13 protein-coding genes are annotated in these 16,841 nt (G+C 64.3%); 4 read left to right on the plus strand and 9 right to left on the minus strand.

Going from position 1 to position 16,841, the window contains the following annotated elements; genetic code table 11:
- A partial coding sequence (locus QM649_RS10140; RefSeq protein WP_415198920.1) for a LytR/AlgR family response regulator transcription factor occupies positions 1 to 378 on the plus strand: 378 nt, incomplete at its 5' end.
- Positions 379 to 544: 166 nt separating this feature from the next.
- A complete protein-coding gene (locus QM649_RS10145) occupies positions 545 to 3,010 on the plus strand; it encodes an ABC transporter permease (RefSeq protein WP_415198921.1) in 2,466 nt (821 codons plus the stop codon).
- Between the two features lie 522 nt (positions 3,011 to 3,532).
- Here QM649_RS10145 and QM649_RS10150 read toward each other — a convergent pair.
- Together QM649_RS10150 and QM649_RS10155 are read right to left on the minus strand one after the other, a co-directional pair.
- Positions 3,533 to 4,210 carry a type 1 glutamine amidotransferase gene (locus QM649_RS10150; protein ID WP_415198922.1) on the minus strand — a complete coding sequence of 226 codons (678 nt, stop codon included), beginning with the start codon at positions 4,208 to 4,210 and terminating at the stop codon, positions 3,533 to 3,535.
- 109 nt (positions 4,211 to 4,319) lie between these two features.
- Positions 4,320 to 5,150: an AraC family transcriptional regulator gene (locus QM649_RS10155; RefSeq protein ID WP_415198923.1), complete on the minus strand. Its 831-nt coding sequence runs from the start codon at positions 5,148 to 5,150 to the stop codon at positions 4,320 to 4,322.
- Between the two features lie 60 nt (positions 5,151 to 5,210).
- On the opposite strand from QM649_RS10155, the gene QM649_RS10160 reads away from it, so the two are divergent.
- Positions 5,211 to 6,821, plus strand: a complete 1,611-nt coding sequence (locus QM649_RS10160) for an MFS transporter (protein WP_415198924.1) — start codon at positions 5,211 to 5,213, stop codon at positions 6,819 to 6,821.
- A gap of 245 nt (positions 6,822 to 7,066) precedes the next feature.
- Here QM649_RS10160 and QM649_RS10165 read toward each other — a convergent pair whose 3' ends face one another.
- Both QM649_RS10165 and QM649_RS10170 read right to left on the minus strand, forming a co-directional pair.
- Entirely contained in the window at positions 7,067 to 7,873 is an 807-nt protein-coding gene (locus QM649_RS10165; RefSeq protein ID WP_415198925.1) for an alpha/beta fold hydrolase, read from the minus strand.
- 236 nt (positions 7,874 to 8,109) lie between these two features.
- Positions 8,110 to 8,907 carry a helix-turn-helix domain-containing protein gene (locus QM649_RS10170; RefSeq protein WP_415198926.1) on the minus strand — a complete coding sequence of 266 codons (798 nt, stop codon included), beginning with the start codon at positions 8,905 to 8,907 and terminating at the stop codon, positions 8,110 to 8,112.
- Between the two features lie 217 nt (positions 8,908 to 9,124).
- Between QM649_RS10170 and QM649_RS10175 the strand changes: the two genes are divergently transcribed.
- A complete protein-coding gene (locus QM649_RS10175; RefSeq protein WP_415198927.1) occupies positions 9,125 to 9,682 on the plus strand; it encodes a carbonic anhydrase in 558 nt (185 codons plus the stop codon).
- 324 nt (positions 9,683 to 10,006) lie between these two features.
- Here QM649_RS10175 and QM649_RS10180 read toward each other — a convergent pair whose 3' ends face one another.
- From QM649_RS10180 to QM649_RS10200, 5 genes are all read right to left on the minus strand, one after another.
- Complete coding sequence (locus tag QM649_RS10180; protein WP_415198928.1) at positions 10,007 to 10,591, minus strand: GNAT family N-acetyltransferase; 585 nt, start codon at positions 10,589 to 10,591, stop codon at positions 10,007 to 10,009.
- 81 nt (positions 10,592 to 10,672) lie between these two features.
- Entirely contained in the window at positions 10,673 to 11,182 is a 510-nt protein-coding gene (gene fldA, locus QM649_RS10185) for a flavodoxin FldA (protein ID WP_415198929.1), read from the minus strand.
- A 738-nt stretch (positions 11,183 to 11,920) separates the two neighbouring features.
- Positions 11,921 to 12,808: an ankyrin repeat domain-containing protein gene (locus QM649_RS10190; protein WP_415198930.1), complete on the minus strand. Its 888-nt coding sequence runs from the start codon at positions 12,806 to 12,808 to the stop codon at positions 11,921 to 11,923.
- 17 nt (positions 12,809 to 12,825) lie between these two features.
- The gene (locus tag QM649_RS10195; protein ID WP_415198931.1) at positions 12,826 to 13,920 is read right to left on the minus strand and encodes a Rieske 2Fe-2S domain-containing protein; all 1,095 of its coding nucleotides are present in this window, start codon (positions 13,918 to 13,920) and stop codon (positions 12,826 to 12,828) included.
- Between the two features lie 510 nt (positions 13,921 to 14,430).
- A complete protein-coding gene (locus QM649_RS10200) occupies positions 14,431 to 16,686 on the minus strand; it encodes a hypothetical protein (protein ID WP_415198932.1) in 2,256 nt (751 codons plus the stop codon).
- Between the last annotated feature and the right edge of the window lie 155 nt (positions 16,687 to 16,841).

A 16,841-nucleotide genomic window follows, 5' to 3' on the forward strand; every position in this document is an offset into this window, starting at 1 on the left:
CTTGAGACAGAAGGCGAGCCGGCGCCGGCGCGCAGGGAGTATCCCACACGATTGCTGGTGCCGAACGGCTCACGCGATACGTTTGTAGCCGTGAACGAGATCGACTGGATCGAGGCCGCGGACTACTACTGCTGCCTGCACGTGGGCGCGCGGCGGCTGATGCTGCGGGAGACGATCAAGCAGCTGGCAAGCATGCTCGATCCGCGCAGCTTCGTGCGCATCCATCGCTCGATCATCGTGAACGTGGAGCGCGTGCGCGAGATTCTGCGCGAAGGCCGCAACGAAGGCGCAGTGGTGCTGCACAACGGCGAGCGGCTGCGCATGAGCCGCAGCGGCTGGCAGACGCTGATTGCCGCTGGAAGACAGTGGCCGGCCTGAATGATCGAAAGCGGACACTCCGATGGCCGAAAGTGAACACTCCGGACACTCCGCGGCAGTCATCCCTCTACGCTTTTACGATGTTAAGTAATTTTTCCCGCGAAACCTCGTTGCCGGGGAAGAGAACCTCTGCCATGCTTATGGTCGATCGTTCTTCGGAGCCCCTATGTTCTCATCGCTCTCGTCGCTTGTAGATCGCCAGGACCTGCTCTACGCGCTTCGTTCCGCACGCCGCACGCCACTGCTCACGTTGATCGCGGTGCTGGCGCTCTCGGTCGGCATCGGATTGAACACGGCCGTGTTCACCATCCTCAACCAGATGATGCTGGCTTCGCCGGTGCGGGAGAACCCTTCGACATTTGTGCAGATGTATCCGCACTACGAGGGCTGGTACACGGGCTCGTCGCTCTCCACTTCCATGAACAGCGACGACTTCGACGCGGTGCGGAAGCAGAGCCGCTCGCTGAGCGAGGCTGCTGCGTATGAAGTCATGTCGGCAACACTGGACGACTCGCGCAGGAAGACCTCGATGCAGCTGGTGACCTGCAACTATCTGCGCGTAATGGGCGTGGGCGAGCCGGAGATGGGCCGCTTCTTCGATGCCTCGGAGTGCGCCGCCGGAACCAGCGCGCGCGTGGTGGTGCTGGGCGAGCCGCAATGGAAGATCAGCTTCCAGGCCGATCCGCACATTGTGGGCAAAACGGTCCGCATCAATGGCCAGGCGCTGACGGTGATCGGCGTGGCATCTGCGGATCATGTGAATCACCTGGCGACGACCATCTGGGTTCCCTACACGCTGCAGCCGATTTTCAACCACGGCAACAGCGCCTTCCAGGAGCCATGGCCATGGCTCACGGTAGTCGGACGGCTGGCGAAGGGTTACACACGCACACAGTCAGGCGCGGAGCTGCAGACGATCCTCGAGAACCGGGACCATCTCTACAGCGGCGCGGAGGCGCACCTGCAGGCTCGCAGGACGACCGTGATCGCGACCAACGGATCGTTCATTGCGACACCGGAGCGGCACACGGTCCTCCTTGGCCTGATGGTGCTGATGCTGGGTCCGCTTTCGCTGGTGCTGCTGCTGGCGTGCACGAATATTACGATGCTCTTCCTGTCGCGGGTGCTGATGCGGCGCGGTGAGCTTGCCGTGCGGCTGGCGCTGGGCGCCGGGCGTGCGCGGCTGATGCGCATGCTGGCGATGGAGAGCTTCCTGGTCGCCACGACCGCCGGGCTCATCAGCGTCTTTCTCGCGGCGCGGCTGCCCCAGGTGATTCTGGGCGTCATCGATCCGCTCGAGAAGGGCATCATGCCGGCGCTTCATCCGGACTGGCGTGTCTTCGTTTATCTCGCAGCACTGGTGGCGGTCGCAACGCTCGCTTCGGCCATCGCTCCGTTGCTCGAGTCCTTCAAGCTGGACCTGGTGACCGCGCTCAAGGGCCGCGAGGGCTCGGTGACATCGCGCTCGCGCAGCACCAGCGTGTTGATCTTCGCGCAGATTGCGATGAGCTTTGTGCTGATCGCCGCGGCGGTGCTCTTTGCGCGGCTGCCTTCGACCGTGATGAACATCGATACGGGCTTCGCCATGCGCAGCCTGATGATGGTGCCGCTCGATATCCAGCTGCCGCCGTATACACAGGCCTCGGCGCAGGAGTTCTATCGCAGCCTCGATGCGAAGATCTCACGCATTCCCGGCGTGCAGGGGCTTGCTTACACCAACACCTATCTCTTCGGCCAGCCGCCGCAGGACGAGGTGCGCACCTCGCAGCAGGCGAAAGGACAGGGCCGCGATGCGGGCATCGATGAGGTGTCGACGAACTTTTTTTCCACCTTCGGCATTCCGCTGCTGCGCGGCCGCACCTTTGCGGATCAGGATCTCCCGGCAAAAGGCGATACCAGGGTCGCAGTGGTGACGCGATCCTTCGCGCAGGCGCGCTGGGGTGACGCCGATCCGATCGGAAAGATCGTGATCGTCGGAGACAATCGTCCGCTCACCATCATCGGCGTGGTGCAGGATGTGCGCTCGGAGCGCTTCGGCTCGCTCGACGAGCCGCGCCTTTACACGCTGCGCAATGCGAACTCGATTGCGGGCATCCTCTACGTGCGCTACACCGGCGATCCGGCTCCGGTCGCCGAGTCCATCCGCCAGGCGATCCGCACGCTCGACCCCAGCCAGCCGGATATTCCCGAGTCGGTGGCGAAGAGCCTGCAGGATGACTCGACCGCGATGGCGGCCACGGCCAAGGTTATCGTCGCAATGGCGGCGGTTGCCGTCGTGCTGGCGATGACAGGGCTCTTCGCCGTGCTCAACTTTGTGGTGCAGCGGCGCACGCGCGAATTCGGTATTCAGATCGTGCTCGGAGCCAGCCGCGAGGTGATCTTCGGCAGCGTGATCGGACGCGGAGCCGTGCTGATTGCAGCGGGGCTGATCGGCGGCGTGATCCTGGCGATGCCTGCCGCATGGGGACTGGCGCGGCTCGCCTCCAGATCGCTCGTGCCGATTCATCCCTTCGACGTTTCGGTCTACATCGTCTCGGCGTTGCTGCTCACAGCCGTCTCGCTCTGCGCCATGAGCCTGCCCGCATTCCGAGCCACACGCGTGGACCCAATGCAGTCTCTCCGCAACGACTAACCGCTGCTCCACGCAGGGCGATACGCCTTCGGCTGCTGCGCGCAGGGCGAGTCGCCTTCGGCACCCGCTCCCTTTGGTCGCGATTCCGATTCGACCGGTGGCCCATTCAAGCCTTCTTTTGGCTTGAGCGGGGGACGTACGAACTTCATTCATCCCTGCAGTCGGGTGGTTCGTACTTCCCGCCCAAGCGGAGCTTGGACGGGGCACCCTTGTTCGTTCCAAGGCGAAGAAGAACGGTTCGGCGCAGAGCTGCGGGGATGTGCATTCGCAGGATGCTCACGGTGGCCCATTCAAGCCTTCTTTTGGCTTGAGTGGGGGACGTACGAACTTCATTCATCCCTGCGGACGGATGGTTCGTACTTCCCGCCAAAGCGGAGCTTGGACGGGGCACCCTTGTTTGTTCCGCTGCGAAGAAGAACGGTTCGACGCAGAGCTGTGCTTCCCCACACAAGCCGACTTCGGGCTTGTATGGGCCACCCGGTAGTCACTAGGGGCCTCGTTCCCTTCAAGGCGAAGATGAGCTTATCGCTCTGCGAACACATCGAAGAGCCGCTGGATGAGGGCTCGACCTGTGCCTTCGAGGAGCCGCTGCTGCTCTGAACGCGGGAATCGGTCCGCGGCGAGGTGAGGCTGCCAATCGGTCCACGTAGTGGCGGATGGCTCGACGTGAAACTGCAGGCCATAGACATTCGATCCATAGCGAAAAGCCTGGTGCGGATAGAGATCCGACGAGGCGAGGAGCGTGGCTCCGGCGGGCAGATCGAAGGTGTCGCCATGCCAGTGGAAGACAGGCAACGGTGAGGGCGCAGAGGCAAAGACGGCGTCCTGCGCGCCTTCTGCGGTGAGCTGGACTGCGTCGAAACCGATCTCCTGCCCGGGAGCTCCGGGGTAAACGCGCGCGCCGAGAGCGGCGGCGAGCAACTGCGATCCCAGGCAGACGCCGAGCACGGGCTTGTTTGCTGCGATGACCTCGCGCAGCAGCGCGATCTCCGATGCGATGTGCGGATAGCGCTCCTGCTCGTAGACGCCCATAGGGCCGCCCATGACGATGAGGCCGTCGAGAGCGCTCGCAGCGGGGAGCGGCTCGTTGCGGTCGAGGCGAACGATCTCCGCGATCAAGCCCCGGCGCTCGATTTCGGCGAGCAGCAGGCCCGGCCCTTCGAACTCCACGTGCTGCAGGATGGCCCAGCGCTTCGGCATGTTGCGTTTCTCCTGAAAAGGATTCCTTGGCTATTGTTTCATCCGGGGGCTTGAGATCCGGATCCCACTCAAGCCAACTTCAGGCTTGCATGGGCCACCGTCAGCGTCTCTATTTCCTGGACGCTGCCTCCTGCGCGTGCATTGAGCGCTTCTCACCGCTGGGCGAGTGGCCGGTGGCGCGGCGGAACATGGCTGAGAAAGCAGCGGGCCTGGCGTAGCCGAGAGCGCGGGCGATGCGCTGGCTCGACTGCCCCTGCGCGAGGCGGATTTGCGCTTCGAGGAGCAGCAGCTGCGAGCGCCAGTCGTCGAAGCTCATCCCGAGTTCGGCGCGGAAGAGACGCGCGAGCGTGCGGCTGCTGATGCCTTCGCGCGCGGCCCAGTGGTCCATCGAGCCGTGGAGCGATGGATTCTGCTGGAGCGCATGGCAGACGCGGCGGAGGCGTGGCTCGCGCGGCTGCGGCAGGTAAAGCGGCAGCACCTGCCAGATGCGCAGCTCGGCCACGAGCAGCGAGGCGATTTGCGCAGCGCGGCTTTGCGGGCGGTAGAGGCGCGGCTCCTGCGACTGCGCGACTATCAGCTCGCGCAGCAGCGGCGAAACGCGGATGACGGCGCAGCGGGATGCGGGCGGCGGCACGGAATCGTCGAAGAAGACGGTGCGCATGCGGACCTTTGCTCCAGCGGGGCCGCGCATGCGGATGCCGTGGCGCGTATGCGCCGGCACCCAGATGGCGCGCGTGGGCAGCAGCGCCCAATGGCCTTCCGCGGTGGTTACGATCATCGAGCCTTCGACCGCATAGATGAGCTGGGCCTTGGTGTGCTGGTGCGCGGGAACGCGTTCGCCGGCGGCGTAGTCGAAGGCGAGCACCGCTACTGGCCGGCGCAGGCGGAGGCACTGCGCAAGATCGGCGTCTGTCCGTAAATCGATGGTTTCTGTCTTCATAGCGAAAACCTGCCGCTCCAGGCTAAGTATATGAGGGCGGCGAGCGAAGATAGAAACCGGTTGTGGCTGATTGCAGGTGCGGTGATCCTCGCACCCTTCATGGAGGTGCTGGATACCTCGATTGCCAACGTGGCGCTGCCCTATATGGCGGGAAGTCTCTCGGCATCGGAGGACGAGGCGGTGTGGGTGCTGACCTCCTACCTGGTCGCCAACGCCGTCGTGCTGCCGATGAGCGGATGGCTCAGCGGACGGCTGGGGCGCAAGCGGTTCTACCTGCTCTCGGTGGCGATGTTCACGGCGAGCTCGCTGCTGTGCGGGATCGCACCCACGCTGGGGCTGCTGATTCTCTTCCGCATTGTGCAGGGGCTGGGCGGCGGCGGACTGCAGCCGACGACGCAGGCGATCCTCGCAGATACGTTTCCGAAAGAGCGGCTGGCCGCGGCCTTCACGCTCTACTCGGTGGTGATTGTTCTGGCGCCCACGCTGGGTCCGGTGCTGGGCGGATGGCTCAGCGACAACTGGGGCTGGCGATGGATCTTCTTTCTGAATGTGCCGTGCGGCGTGGCGGCATATCTGCTGAATCGCGCACTGCAGCCGGATGCGGACCGTGTCCACAATGCAGCACACACTTCCGCAAAAGGCGCTCAGACTCCTGCTCGAGATGGCAAGGCTCTACCCAATGCAGCACAGGCTTCAGCGATAGGCACTCACACTCCTGCTCACACCACAGACTGGGGAGGGATCGCGGGCATTGCCCTCGGCCTCGGCTGCCTCGAGTTCGTACTCGACCGCGGCGAGCGGCTCGACTGGTTCGGCTCCCGCGCCATCACCGTTGCGGCCATCGTCTCCGTCGTCGCGCTCGCGTGGCTCGTCTACCACGAGCTCCTTCGCGCCAAGGCTCCGGTGCTGCAGCTGCGCATGCTGCGCGAGCGGAACTTCGCGCTGGCCAACGCGATGGTCTTCTGCACCTACTTCGCGCGCTACGCGAGCACGGCGCTGCTGCCCGACTTCACGCATGACATGCTGGGCTACACGGCGACAGACAGCGGACTGGTGCTCTCGCCGGGATCGCTTTCCCTGTTAATCTTTCTGCCGCTGACGACGTGGCTGATGAAGCGCGTGGATGCGCGGGCGCTGATCTTCGGCGGCCTCATGCTGACGAGCTACGCCTTCTGGCGGCTGAGCGGGCTTGAGCTGGGTGTCGACTACGCGACGATCGTGCGGCTGCGCATCCTCGAGAGCGTGGCCGTGGGGCTGTTCCTCACGCCGCTGAGCGTACTGGCCTTCTCGCGGCTGGCCACGGGCAAGAACGATGCGGCCGCGTCGCTCTTCGGGCTCTCGCGCAATCTCGGCTCGGCGATTGGGATCTCGGTAGTGAACACGATCCTGGTGCGGCGCGCGCAGGTGCATGCGAACTATCTCGCGGCGCATGTGACAGCGACTTCGCTGCCTGTTCTCGATGCGATGCGGAGCCAGAGCGCGCGCATGGCCACGGCCGGAGGCGATGCTCCGGCGCAGGCCGCGATGCGCGCGATGGGCGCCATGTATGCGGAGCTGGGACGGCAGGCCGAGATGCTCTGTTACATCGACTGCTTCCACCTGCTGATGGGGATTTCGCTGACAGTCGCGCCGTTTGCCCTGCTGTTCGCAGTCAAGAAGCGCAGGGGCTAGGGTGTATCTTCTGGACCGTCATCCCGACCGAAGTCAGCACAGTGGAGGGACCTGCGGTTCTCTCCTCTGGCGAAGAATGAGGGTGCCCCGTCCAAGCTCCGCCTGGGCGGGAAGGCACGAACCCTTCTGTGCTCAATGGGGTTTGTACGTCCCCCACTCAAGCCAACTGCAGGCTTGCATGGACCACCGTGAGGATGCTGCGAACCCACCTCTCAGAGGCGAGAGGTGGGGCACCCGGCACTTGCTTATTTCTCCGCCGCGACTCTCTGCGCAAGATCCACCGCCTTCGCGAAGGAAGCGATCTCCTGTGCGACGACGACCGGGGCATCGATGGGAAGAAGATGGCCGGCTCCAGGAATGATCCGCAGCGCGGCATCGGGGATTCTCGCAATCACCTCGCGACGATGCTGTTCGATCGAATCCACCTGGTCGAGTTCGCCGGCAAGCAGCAGCGTCGGCGCACTGATCCGGCCTACTTCGGCGGAGATATCTTCCGCCATGCCGATCGTTGGCCACACCAGCTTCGCCTCTGCGATGGCGCTCAGGCTGTCTTCCACAATCTGCGCCACCGTCTGCGCCCCGGGCATGCGCGCGGTCAGAACGCGGATGCTCTGAAGCGCCGTCTCCCGGTTGTCATAGGCGTGCAGCTGCTGTTGTTTCGCCTCCTCGGGCATGAGGGAAGGCACAGGCGTTGCCGGGGCCACGAGCACCAGCCCGGCGAGTCCCCGGGGACGGCGCGACGCGACGAGCTGCGCCACCTTTCCTCCCATGGAATGGCCTACGAGGATGTAGCGTTCGAGACCAAGCGTGTCGAGCAGGGCCTGCGTCAGCTCGGCCTGTGCATGAATCGTATAACCGCGCGGCGAAGCGCCGGACTGCCCCCAGCCGGGAGAGTCGAAGGCGACGGTGTGGAAGTCCTCTCCGAGCGCCGCGATGACCTGCGACCAGGTCCGGTGCGTTCCGCCCCAGTAGTGCAGAAAGACGAGGCTGGGCTGGGCGGACGATCCGGCCTGTTCGACGTAGAGTGAGACATCGTTCACTGTCAGCTTCATTGGGGGCTCCCGGGCAGAGCGATGCGCGCACGCAGCCTCAGCCGTGTTGCAAGGCATGGATGGTTGTCTTCCGAGAGCTGGCTTCGCAACCTACTCGAGGTGCCAGCCAGACTGCAGGTGTCTCCACTGCGCGAGACGATAAAACCATCTCGCTTCGGCCGGAATGACAGGGTTCCTGTTCAACAATTTGTCCACAGCAGCCCTGTGGAAGCTGCCGATACAACCCGGCGTTCCCCTCAAGGACGAGGCCGTGGCGGCGGGTCGAGCGGGAACATGCATTCCAGGCGCAGCTCCTGCGCCGTAACGGTTTGCGGCGTGCCGATGGTCGTGACCAGCGAGAAATACGAGAGGCGCTCTTCGCCCCGGAGAAAGGTGATCGGCAGGATGGGGCCATCGGGACTGGTGCTCACCGGCAGATGGTTGGCGCCGGGATAACGCCTGAGCTTATCCAGAAGCAATTGCAGCCTGGGGTCGATGACGAGCCCTATGGCTTCGCGACGCACGCGCTGCAGAATTCCCGCTGCGAAGTTCTCCCAGTCTTCGATGTGCGGACGCAGACCGGCGGGATCGAAGGTCAGCTCGAGGAGATTGCGCGGCCGGGCAAAGGCCTCGAGATCGATCAGCGATCCGAAGAGGCGCGTGGCCGCGGTGTTGGTGCGGAGAACATTCCAGTAGCGATCCATCAGGAGCGCGGGATGAGGCTCGTGGTTGCGCAGCATCTGGTCGATGGCGCCGGAGACCACCTTCATGGTCGCGTCATCGAGCGCCGTCTCCGCGTACACAGGGGCATAGCCCGCGGCGAGCAGCAGCGCATTGCGCTCGCGAAGCGGCACGTTTAACGCATCGGAGAGCGTGACGAGCAGGCTGCGGCTGGGCACGCTGCGGCCGCTTTCGACAAAGCTCAGGTGACGCTGCGAGGTTCCTCCCTCGAAGGCGAGATCGAGCTGACTCCAGCCACGCTGTCCGCGCCAGTAGCGCAACAGATCGCCTACCGAGGAAACATGCGGCTCCGATGCTGTGACTTCACTCTTCACGCGAATGGCCTCCTTCCGATTCCTGCTACTTCGTCATTATTCCGCTCGCATTTCATCGATTCAATTACCTCCCACGTAATTGATGGATCGCAGCATGCGATCGATGATGACTCAGCGGCGATCAGAGATCGCCTGCGCTTGAGATCGGAACGATCCCGCGCCATGGCGAAGCACCTGATCGCATGGCAGGCAACGAGCCTTCAACAGGAGTCGAGACATGAACACATTCCATACGCTTCTGGAACGCAATCAGCAGTTCGCCGCACAGCAGTCTGCGGCGGACCAACACTCACCATCGCTGCCGGATGCTCTTCCCCACGTGAAGGCGATCATCCTTGGCTGCGCGGACATGCGTGTCGACCCCGCGCACGTGCTTGGCATCCAGCCCGGGGAGGCTGTAGTGATGCGCAACATCGGCGGCCGCGTGACACCCGGGCTGCTGGCGCAGCTGGGAATGCTCGGCAGGATCGGGCAGGTCGCGGGCAAGGTCCCGGGAGGCGGTGGGGAATTTCACATCGTCGTTCTCCAGCACACCGACTGCGGCATCACGCGCCTGGCGAACGACTCCGCCATGCTGACCGACTACTTCGAAGTGCAGCAGACGGAGCTCGAGGCAAAGGCTGTCACCGATCCGCATGCCGCGGTGGCGGCCGATGTGGCCGCGCTTCGCGAGACACCCGGGCTCCCGCCGGACTGGCTGCTCTCGGGCCTCGTCTATGACGTGGCCACGGGGCTGGTGAAGACGGTGGTCGCGCCATCGCCGGTAGCTGCCTGAAGTACACGGACAGCCGGCGCGTTTGCGCCGCTGTCCGTGGGGGGAAAAGCGCAGGGGGATGCGAGACTGCCGGCTCGTATCGACATATTCGTTTGACCGCCCTGTTTCTAACCTCGAAGCTGTCATTCCGACGGAAGCGACCGCAGGGATCAAGTTGGAGGAACCTGCGGTGCGGCTGCCGGCTTCCGAACATCCTCGAATGTGCGGGCGAAGCTGCAGGTTCCTCCACTGCGCGAGACAAGAAACTGTCTCGTTTCGGTCGGAATGACAAGCTCTTTTGAAAGATCCTGCAAAAAGCAGCCATTCAGAATATGTCGATACACGCTAAGTGCTGTGGGAAGCATCTGAAAGGGGCCCAAATTCGCGATCCAGAACAGACATCAGGATGAGGGAGTGATAGGCGCCATCCCGGTAGACAGCCTCGCGCAAGAGTCCGTCTTCACGAAAGCCGACAGAATGATAGACATGTCTCGCGCGATCATTTCGCTCGAAGACATCCAGCCAGACCCTGTGCATCTGGTACTCCGTGAACAGAGCATGGCAAACAGTCGAGAGCAGTCTTCTCCCGATCCCCACGCCTGGAACAGCCACGGCAATTCGCTTCAACTCAACGGATCGATGCTCCGTACGCAAGCCAAGCGCGATGCAGAAACCTTCTATCTCACCAGACTGCTGCGTGCTGACCCAGTACGCAGCATCCGGACTGCTGAGAGCCTGCCGATGTTCTGCCTCTGACCATGAACCGACGAGCGTGTAGTACGCAGGGATGGCCTCGATCCTCATGATGGCTGTGAGATCGTCCTGCACGGCACGACGGATAAGACTCACGCTGCCTCCAGCGCGACCAGGATCGATCGCATTTCGCATATGTTCGATCGGCCTTTTCCACTCAGGTATTAATCCGGCCATGTGTGCAGTGAACTCTGCCAATGAGCAGCGGGCCCTGGTCCGCTGCTCATTGGCTCATCGTGGCGCAAGCCGTTTGCAGCATCATGCTACAGCGGACTGGACGGGATGCGCCTTCAGCGCGTCGACCCACGCGTGGATGCGGGCTTCGGTCTCCTCCTGCTGGTTGTCTTCATCGAGCACGAGGCCGACGAAGATGCCGTCGCGCACGGCGAGCGAGCGATCGAATTCGTAGCCTTCAGTCGCCGTGGCTCCGATCACCTCGACGCCGTGCCGCGTGACCTCGTCATAGAGCACGCCCACGGCGTCGGCAAAGGTATCGCAGTAAGTGCGCTGATCGCCGAGGCCGAAGAGCGCGATCCTCTTGCCGGAGAGCTTCATGGTCGCGAGGCTGCGCAGGCGGCCGTCCCAGTCGGCCTGCAGGTCGCCGCAGCCGCTGGTGGGCGTGCCGAGAATCAGCAGGTCGCAATCCTCAAAGTCCGCGCTGGTGGCCGAGGCGATCTCGACGACTCTGCCGCCGATGCGGGACGCGATCTGTTCGGCCACGATGCGCGTGTTGCCGTAGTCGGTGCCGTAGATGACTGTCACTTTCATGTTTCCCTCACTCGCGAAGCGGTGAGCCCATCGAGACACGACGCTCGATGGATTCCACGCCGCAGGCAAAGAGGAAAGCAGCGGCCCGCTGCGCATCGGTTCGCGGCACAGCGATCCCTCCGCTCCTCTGAACCTGCGTTCAGAGGAGCACCCGGGACCATCGCAAACCGATGCGGCAGGGTCTCTGCCAACCTCGTCGTTATCGATCTCCGGACGTCCTGCGGCGCTTCGCCAAAAGACTGCCGCCGGGGTCCGTGCATGCCAGGAACGCGCCGTAGCGATGCAGGCGCGCCGAAATGCGACCATATCGGTCGCCATTAGTGTAACCGTGCTTGCCTGTGCGCGCCAACTTCGGGTCTTTGTGGCTGCATTCCGTGTTTCAGAGGCGAGACGTGGAGCACCAGCTTGGACAGCGGCCCATTCAAGCCTTCTTTTGGCTTGCGGGGCAAACATCTCTTTCACTCTTTCATTACGGAGGACAGAGAGGGTTCTGTTCCTCCCGCCCAAGCGAAGCTTGGACGGGGCACCCTGATCCTCGCTTACTGAAAGAGAACTACAGGTTCCTCCACTTCGGTCGGAATGACAGCGCTGGTGGGAAGAGGTTCCGTGCTTCCCCACTCAAGCCAACTGCGGGCTTGAATGGGCCACCCGGGTATTCTGCGAACCCACGTCTCAGACGCGAAACGTGGGGCACCCGCACCCTCGCTCGCGCAGTGGAGGAATGACAACGCATTCCTGCTAGCCGTGTTCTCGCTGTGTGCGCAGGTAGTTTGCGATCTTTGTCTTCCCTGCGTGCCTGGCCCAGTCCTCGGGTGTGCCCTGCCAGAGCGTGTCCTTGCGGTCGAGCCTTGCTCCACGTTCGACCAGCAGAGTGACCACCTCCATGTGGCCGGCCAGCGCGGCCTGGTGGAGCGGGGTCGAGTGCGCGTGCGTGCCCTCGGGGTTCCATCCGCCAGGGTCTTCGCCGGCGTCGAGCAGCAGGGCGACGATCCTTGTATGTCCGAACTGCGCGGCGAGGGCGAGGGCCTGCCGCCGCTCCTCGCTGCTGGCCGCGGTAAGCATGATGGGCACGTCGTTCGCCTGTCCGAGGGCGGCGGCCACGACGATGTCGACGGCAGCTCCGTTGCGGATGAGGGCATGCGCGGCTTCGAACTCGGCGTGCACGAGCGCGGGGAGCATGGCCGCATCGGGATCGGCTTCATGCCTGCAGAGGAGATCGATGAGCGGCAGCTGCACGCTGCATTCGCGCGCGACGCGGCCCGAGGCGATAAGCGCGAGCACCTCGCTCAGCGCCTCCTGGTCCTTGGCAGCACCGGCATGGAGCAGGACTTCCGCGATCTCGACGATGTTGGGCGGGAGGGTTCCGCAGCGGATTGGATTCTCGGCAATAAAGGCAAGCAGCGTGGGATTCCGGAAGTAGGGAGGGCCATCGAGGGCGATGCGCTCGCGCGCGAGATCGGGAAGGGCGCGGAGATACGGGCGAAGGGCCTCGGCGTCGCCTGCGTCCATGAGGGCGACGGCGTGGCGGAAGGCGGGATTGCGGATGCGCTCGTGCAGCGGGGGCGGAGGATCGAGGGAGTCGGCGCTGGCCGGTTTCGTGGTAGCTGGCTTGATGGGATCTGGCATGAAGATGCCTCGTCAGCTCAGGCGGTGAACGCCCGGCCCAGCCCTATCGCGGCCAATCCCCGGCGGTAGGCGATGGAGCTGCGGTCCGCGGGGAAATGCGCCTCGGCGTGGAGGTCGAGCGGCAGGTCTTCAGGGTATTGCTGCTCAACGATGGCCTGATCCTCAGCGAAGACCTGATGGTTGAAGTCGAGCGTCGCCTGCAGCGGCGCGTCCTTGTCGAAGTTACGACAAATGGGGACGAAGAGTTTCGTCTTTCTTGCGGAGACAGGCGAGGCCGCGTTGAGGATATGAAGTTGCCCGTTGGGAAAGAAGACGGTGAGCTTGGCGGTGAAGGGCAGGTAGGTCTCGAAGCGCCGCCGCCAGAGGAAGCCGGGCGGATCGAGGTGCTTGAAACCATTGGCGTAATTGCTCACCGAGGAGATGTAGTCGGCGACGAAGCCGCGCGGCGTGGAGGTGACGGTGTAGTCGGGCACCTCGGGATTGTTGGCCTCGCCGAAAGTGCCGAGGTGGACGAAGGCGAAGTGCGCGACGTCGAGAAAGCCTTCGACCTGGCGGCCGGCGGCGGCGTTCATGCTCACGCTGTCGGGCAGCACCTGGAGGTAATCGGGATCGGACCACTCGGCGAGCTCGGGGAGCTGCGATGCGTCGTCCGCGACGAGCTGGACCCAGATGAGGCCGTACGCCTCGCGGGCACGGAGCATCTCGATGCGCAGGCGCGGCGAGATGGCTCCGCCGGGATGCGCAGGAATGCAGGTACATCGGCCGTCGGGCGCATAGCGGAGACCGTGATAGCGGCAGACGATCTCGTCGCCTTCGACATGGCCGAGCGAGAGCGGCGCGCCACGGTGGAAGCAGAGATCGCGGGCAGCGGCGATGGAGCCGTCCCGCAGGCGATAGACGACAACGCGCTCGTCTAACAACCGCGCAGAGAGGGGTGTGCGCTTCGCGTGAGGATCGTGCGGCGATGCGTGCGGCAGCTCATGCGAGAACGCGACGGGATACCAGTGCGGCGCGAGGGCGCGCCAGTCGGACTCCGAAAAAGTGCAGTCGCGCGGGAGCTCAGGCTGGGTTGGCGCGGAGGAGGCGGGCACGATCGGGAGGACGTTCGCCATGCGGCCATTATCGCGGCGGCCGGGATTGGCCGTCCAGCGCTTTCACTGCTGCGCGCAGGGCGATCCGCCTGCTACGCGCAGGGCGAGCCGCCTTCGGCCTCCGCTCCCGTTGGTCGCGATCAGGGCTCAGATAGAAAGACCTGTCATTCCGACCGGAGCGAGATGGCTTTTCGTCTCGCGCAGTGGAGGAACCTGCAGTTCTCTTTCCAATTATCGAGGATGCAGTTTCGCAGGATGCCGACGGGGGCCCATGCAAGCCTTCTTTTGGCTTGAGTGGGGAACAGATAAAGCTCTTTCACCACGGAGAACACAGAGGGTCTGTTCCTCCCGCATCCTCGTTTGTAAAAAGAGAACTGCAGGTTCCTCCACTTTGCTTCGCCCTTTGGGCTTCGCTCCGGTCGGAATGACAGTCGTGGGTAGAGATTGGTGCTTCCCCACTCAAGCCAACTGCGGCTTGAATGGGCCACCCGAGATGGGAATGACAAGGCTGGAGCATGGAACGAACCCGGTTTACGGGGCTGGCGGTTGTGCCTCCTGCGCGGTGCAGGGCTGGTGGCCTTCTGTGCAGATGCGCGCCAGGAAGCTGCGGCGCGGGAGGTTGCCGGGATCCTCGCGGACGGCGAGCCGCATGGATGCGAGCGCCGCCGGGACGTCGTGCTCGAGGAGCGCGGCCCTGGCGCGGTCCGTGGCAAGCGCGGCACGAAACGCATGCGCGGCCGGAGTTTGCTGTCCGCCGTAAGGGCTGGCGCGCTCGGCCCTATCGAGAGACTGGAGCGCGGGCTCCGGCTGCTCGGCGCGCAACTCGAGGACGGCGAGCGTCTCATCGCGCTCCCAGGGCCGCAGGGAAAGCGAGAGGCTGTGCGCCATCGCCTCTTCCGCCTCGGGATAGCGCTGCTGCGCGGCGAGAAGCATGGCGAGGTCGAACCAGACGCCATCGGAGGGCTGGATCTCCGCGGCACGGCGCAGAGCCGCTTCGGCGGCGAGCGGATCCGCGGAGGCCGCGACCTGCGCCTCCAGCAGCAGGAGCGAAGGATCGTCCTGCTGCGTGATGGACTGCGCCTGCGCGATCGCGGCCGTGGCGTCGGCAGCGCGATTGAGAGCCAGGTAGATGCCTGCCGCATTCACTGCATGCTCATAGCGATCGAGAGGCGACGCATCGGCAGACGCAGGCAGCATGTAGGTGCGGCAGTCGAGCCCGGACTGCGCAATGAGCCCGGCGTTGTCCGCGGTGCGCCGCAGAAAGAGGATCGACGCGTCGTCGAAGAATACGGGCGCCCACTGCGTGCTGGCGCAGTCCTGTTGAAGCGGGACCGCGTTCAGGGCATCGACGTGCGCGAGCGGGAAGAGCACGGCGGAGATGCGATAGCGATCTGCTGCCTGCTGCCACGCGGGATCGTCGAGCGGCGTGGAGGCGAGTTGCTGCTGCTGCTCCAGAAGCGACTGCCCGAAGGGCACGGAACGGCCGTCGGCGAAGACAGGAATCTGCTGCTGCACGAGGAAGCTGCCGAGACTGAACGGCGCGAAGAGATTCCCCTGCAGCATGGCCTGCTTCTGCCGCAGGAACTGCGCTGCGCGCAGCGGCAGGAACCATGACGGCCCGGTGCCGAAGCGCGTGAGCTGCACCTCGCGTAGAGACGCGCGATTCGTGAGGGCATCGGCCATGCGCACCGAGGCGAAGAGCGTCGCGAGCGCGACACAGACTACGAGGACCGGCTTCCACGCTGGCTTAGACTCGGGTTTGCCGGGGCGATCACGCAGCTGCCTCTCAACCGCGTCCAGAGCGGGGCCTGCGATCAGGCAGAGCACCAGGATCGCCGGGCCTTCCATGCGGTGATGCCGGAAGACGGCGGCGCAGGCTGCGGCGATCACCAGCGCAGGCGCGAAGCGGCGCTTCCAGAGCAGCCCGGCAAAGAGCACGCAGGCAAACAGCAGGAGCCACCAGAGGGACGACTGCGTATTCCGCCAGCCGAGCTGCACGGGCATGAGGTGAAGCTGCAACGGCTGCCACTCTTCCAGCAGCACGGTCTGCCAGGCTACGGCGCCCTGCTGCCGCGCGATATCCCGAAGTACGCCGATGCCGAAGGGATTGACGAGGATAGCGGGCAGGCAGAGCAGCAGCCAGGGAGCGGCGGCTCGCAGGCGATTGCGTGCAGCGGCGCGGCGCTTGGCGGAGAGGCATTCACCGAGTTCGATGAACGCATAGGCGAACAGCAGCGCGACACCGGCGAGGAAGCCCAGATGCAGATTGACCCAGAGGATCATGAGCAGGGGCAGCATCCACAACGGCACACGCCTTCCCTGCTGGTACGCGGCGAGCATCCGGCCCATGGCTGCGATGAGCAGCATGGAGAAGAGGCTTGCGCGGGGCATGATCTCGCTGGCGAGTACGGCGACGGCGATCAGTGCAACGAGTTGCGCGAGGAGGCCGCGCCTCCACGCGAGGCAGAAGGCACAGAAGACGGTGGCGGCGCAGCAGAGGATCGAGATGCCGGTGTATCCGCTGGCCTGGAAGATCGCATAGAAGAGCAGGCAGGAGAGCTGCGGATAGATCCAGACGGCGCCGGCGGGCAGCGTGTAGGCGGAGAAGACCGTTCGCGCCGCGGCGTGATGCTTGACGAGAGAACGGCCAAGGGCAATCTGCCAGCCAAGATCGAAATCGACTACGGTTTTGAGGCCGGCGACGGCGGCGTAAAGCAGGGTCAGGACGCAGAGAAAGATCGCACACCGGCGGAACCAGACGGTGCGTGCGGCAGCGGTTTGGTCCATGGTCCGAGTATAGATTTGGGTTCGATAAGGCAGAGACCACGGACGCAGCGGGTGAGCGTCACAACGGGACGGAAATGCGGCGCGGGTACACTGCTAGCTGGCGGGGATGCGTGCGACCACGCGCCTGCGCCATGAGGAGACTACCGATGAATCGA

Origin of the sequence: Silvibacterium sp., from assembly GCF_047605705.1 — a bacterium.
GTDB lineage: Bacteria > Acidobacteriota > Terriglobia > Terriglobales > Acidobacteriaceae > Silvibacterium.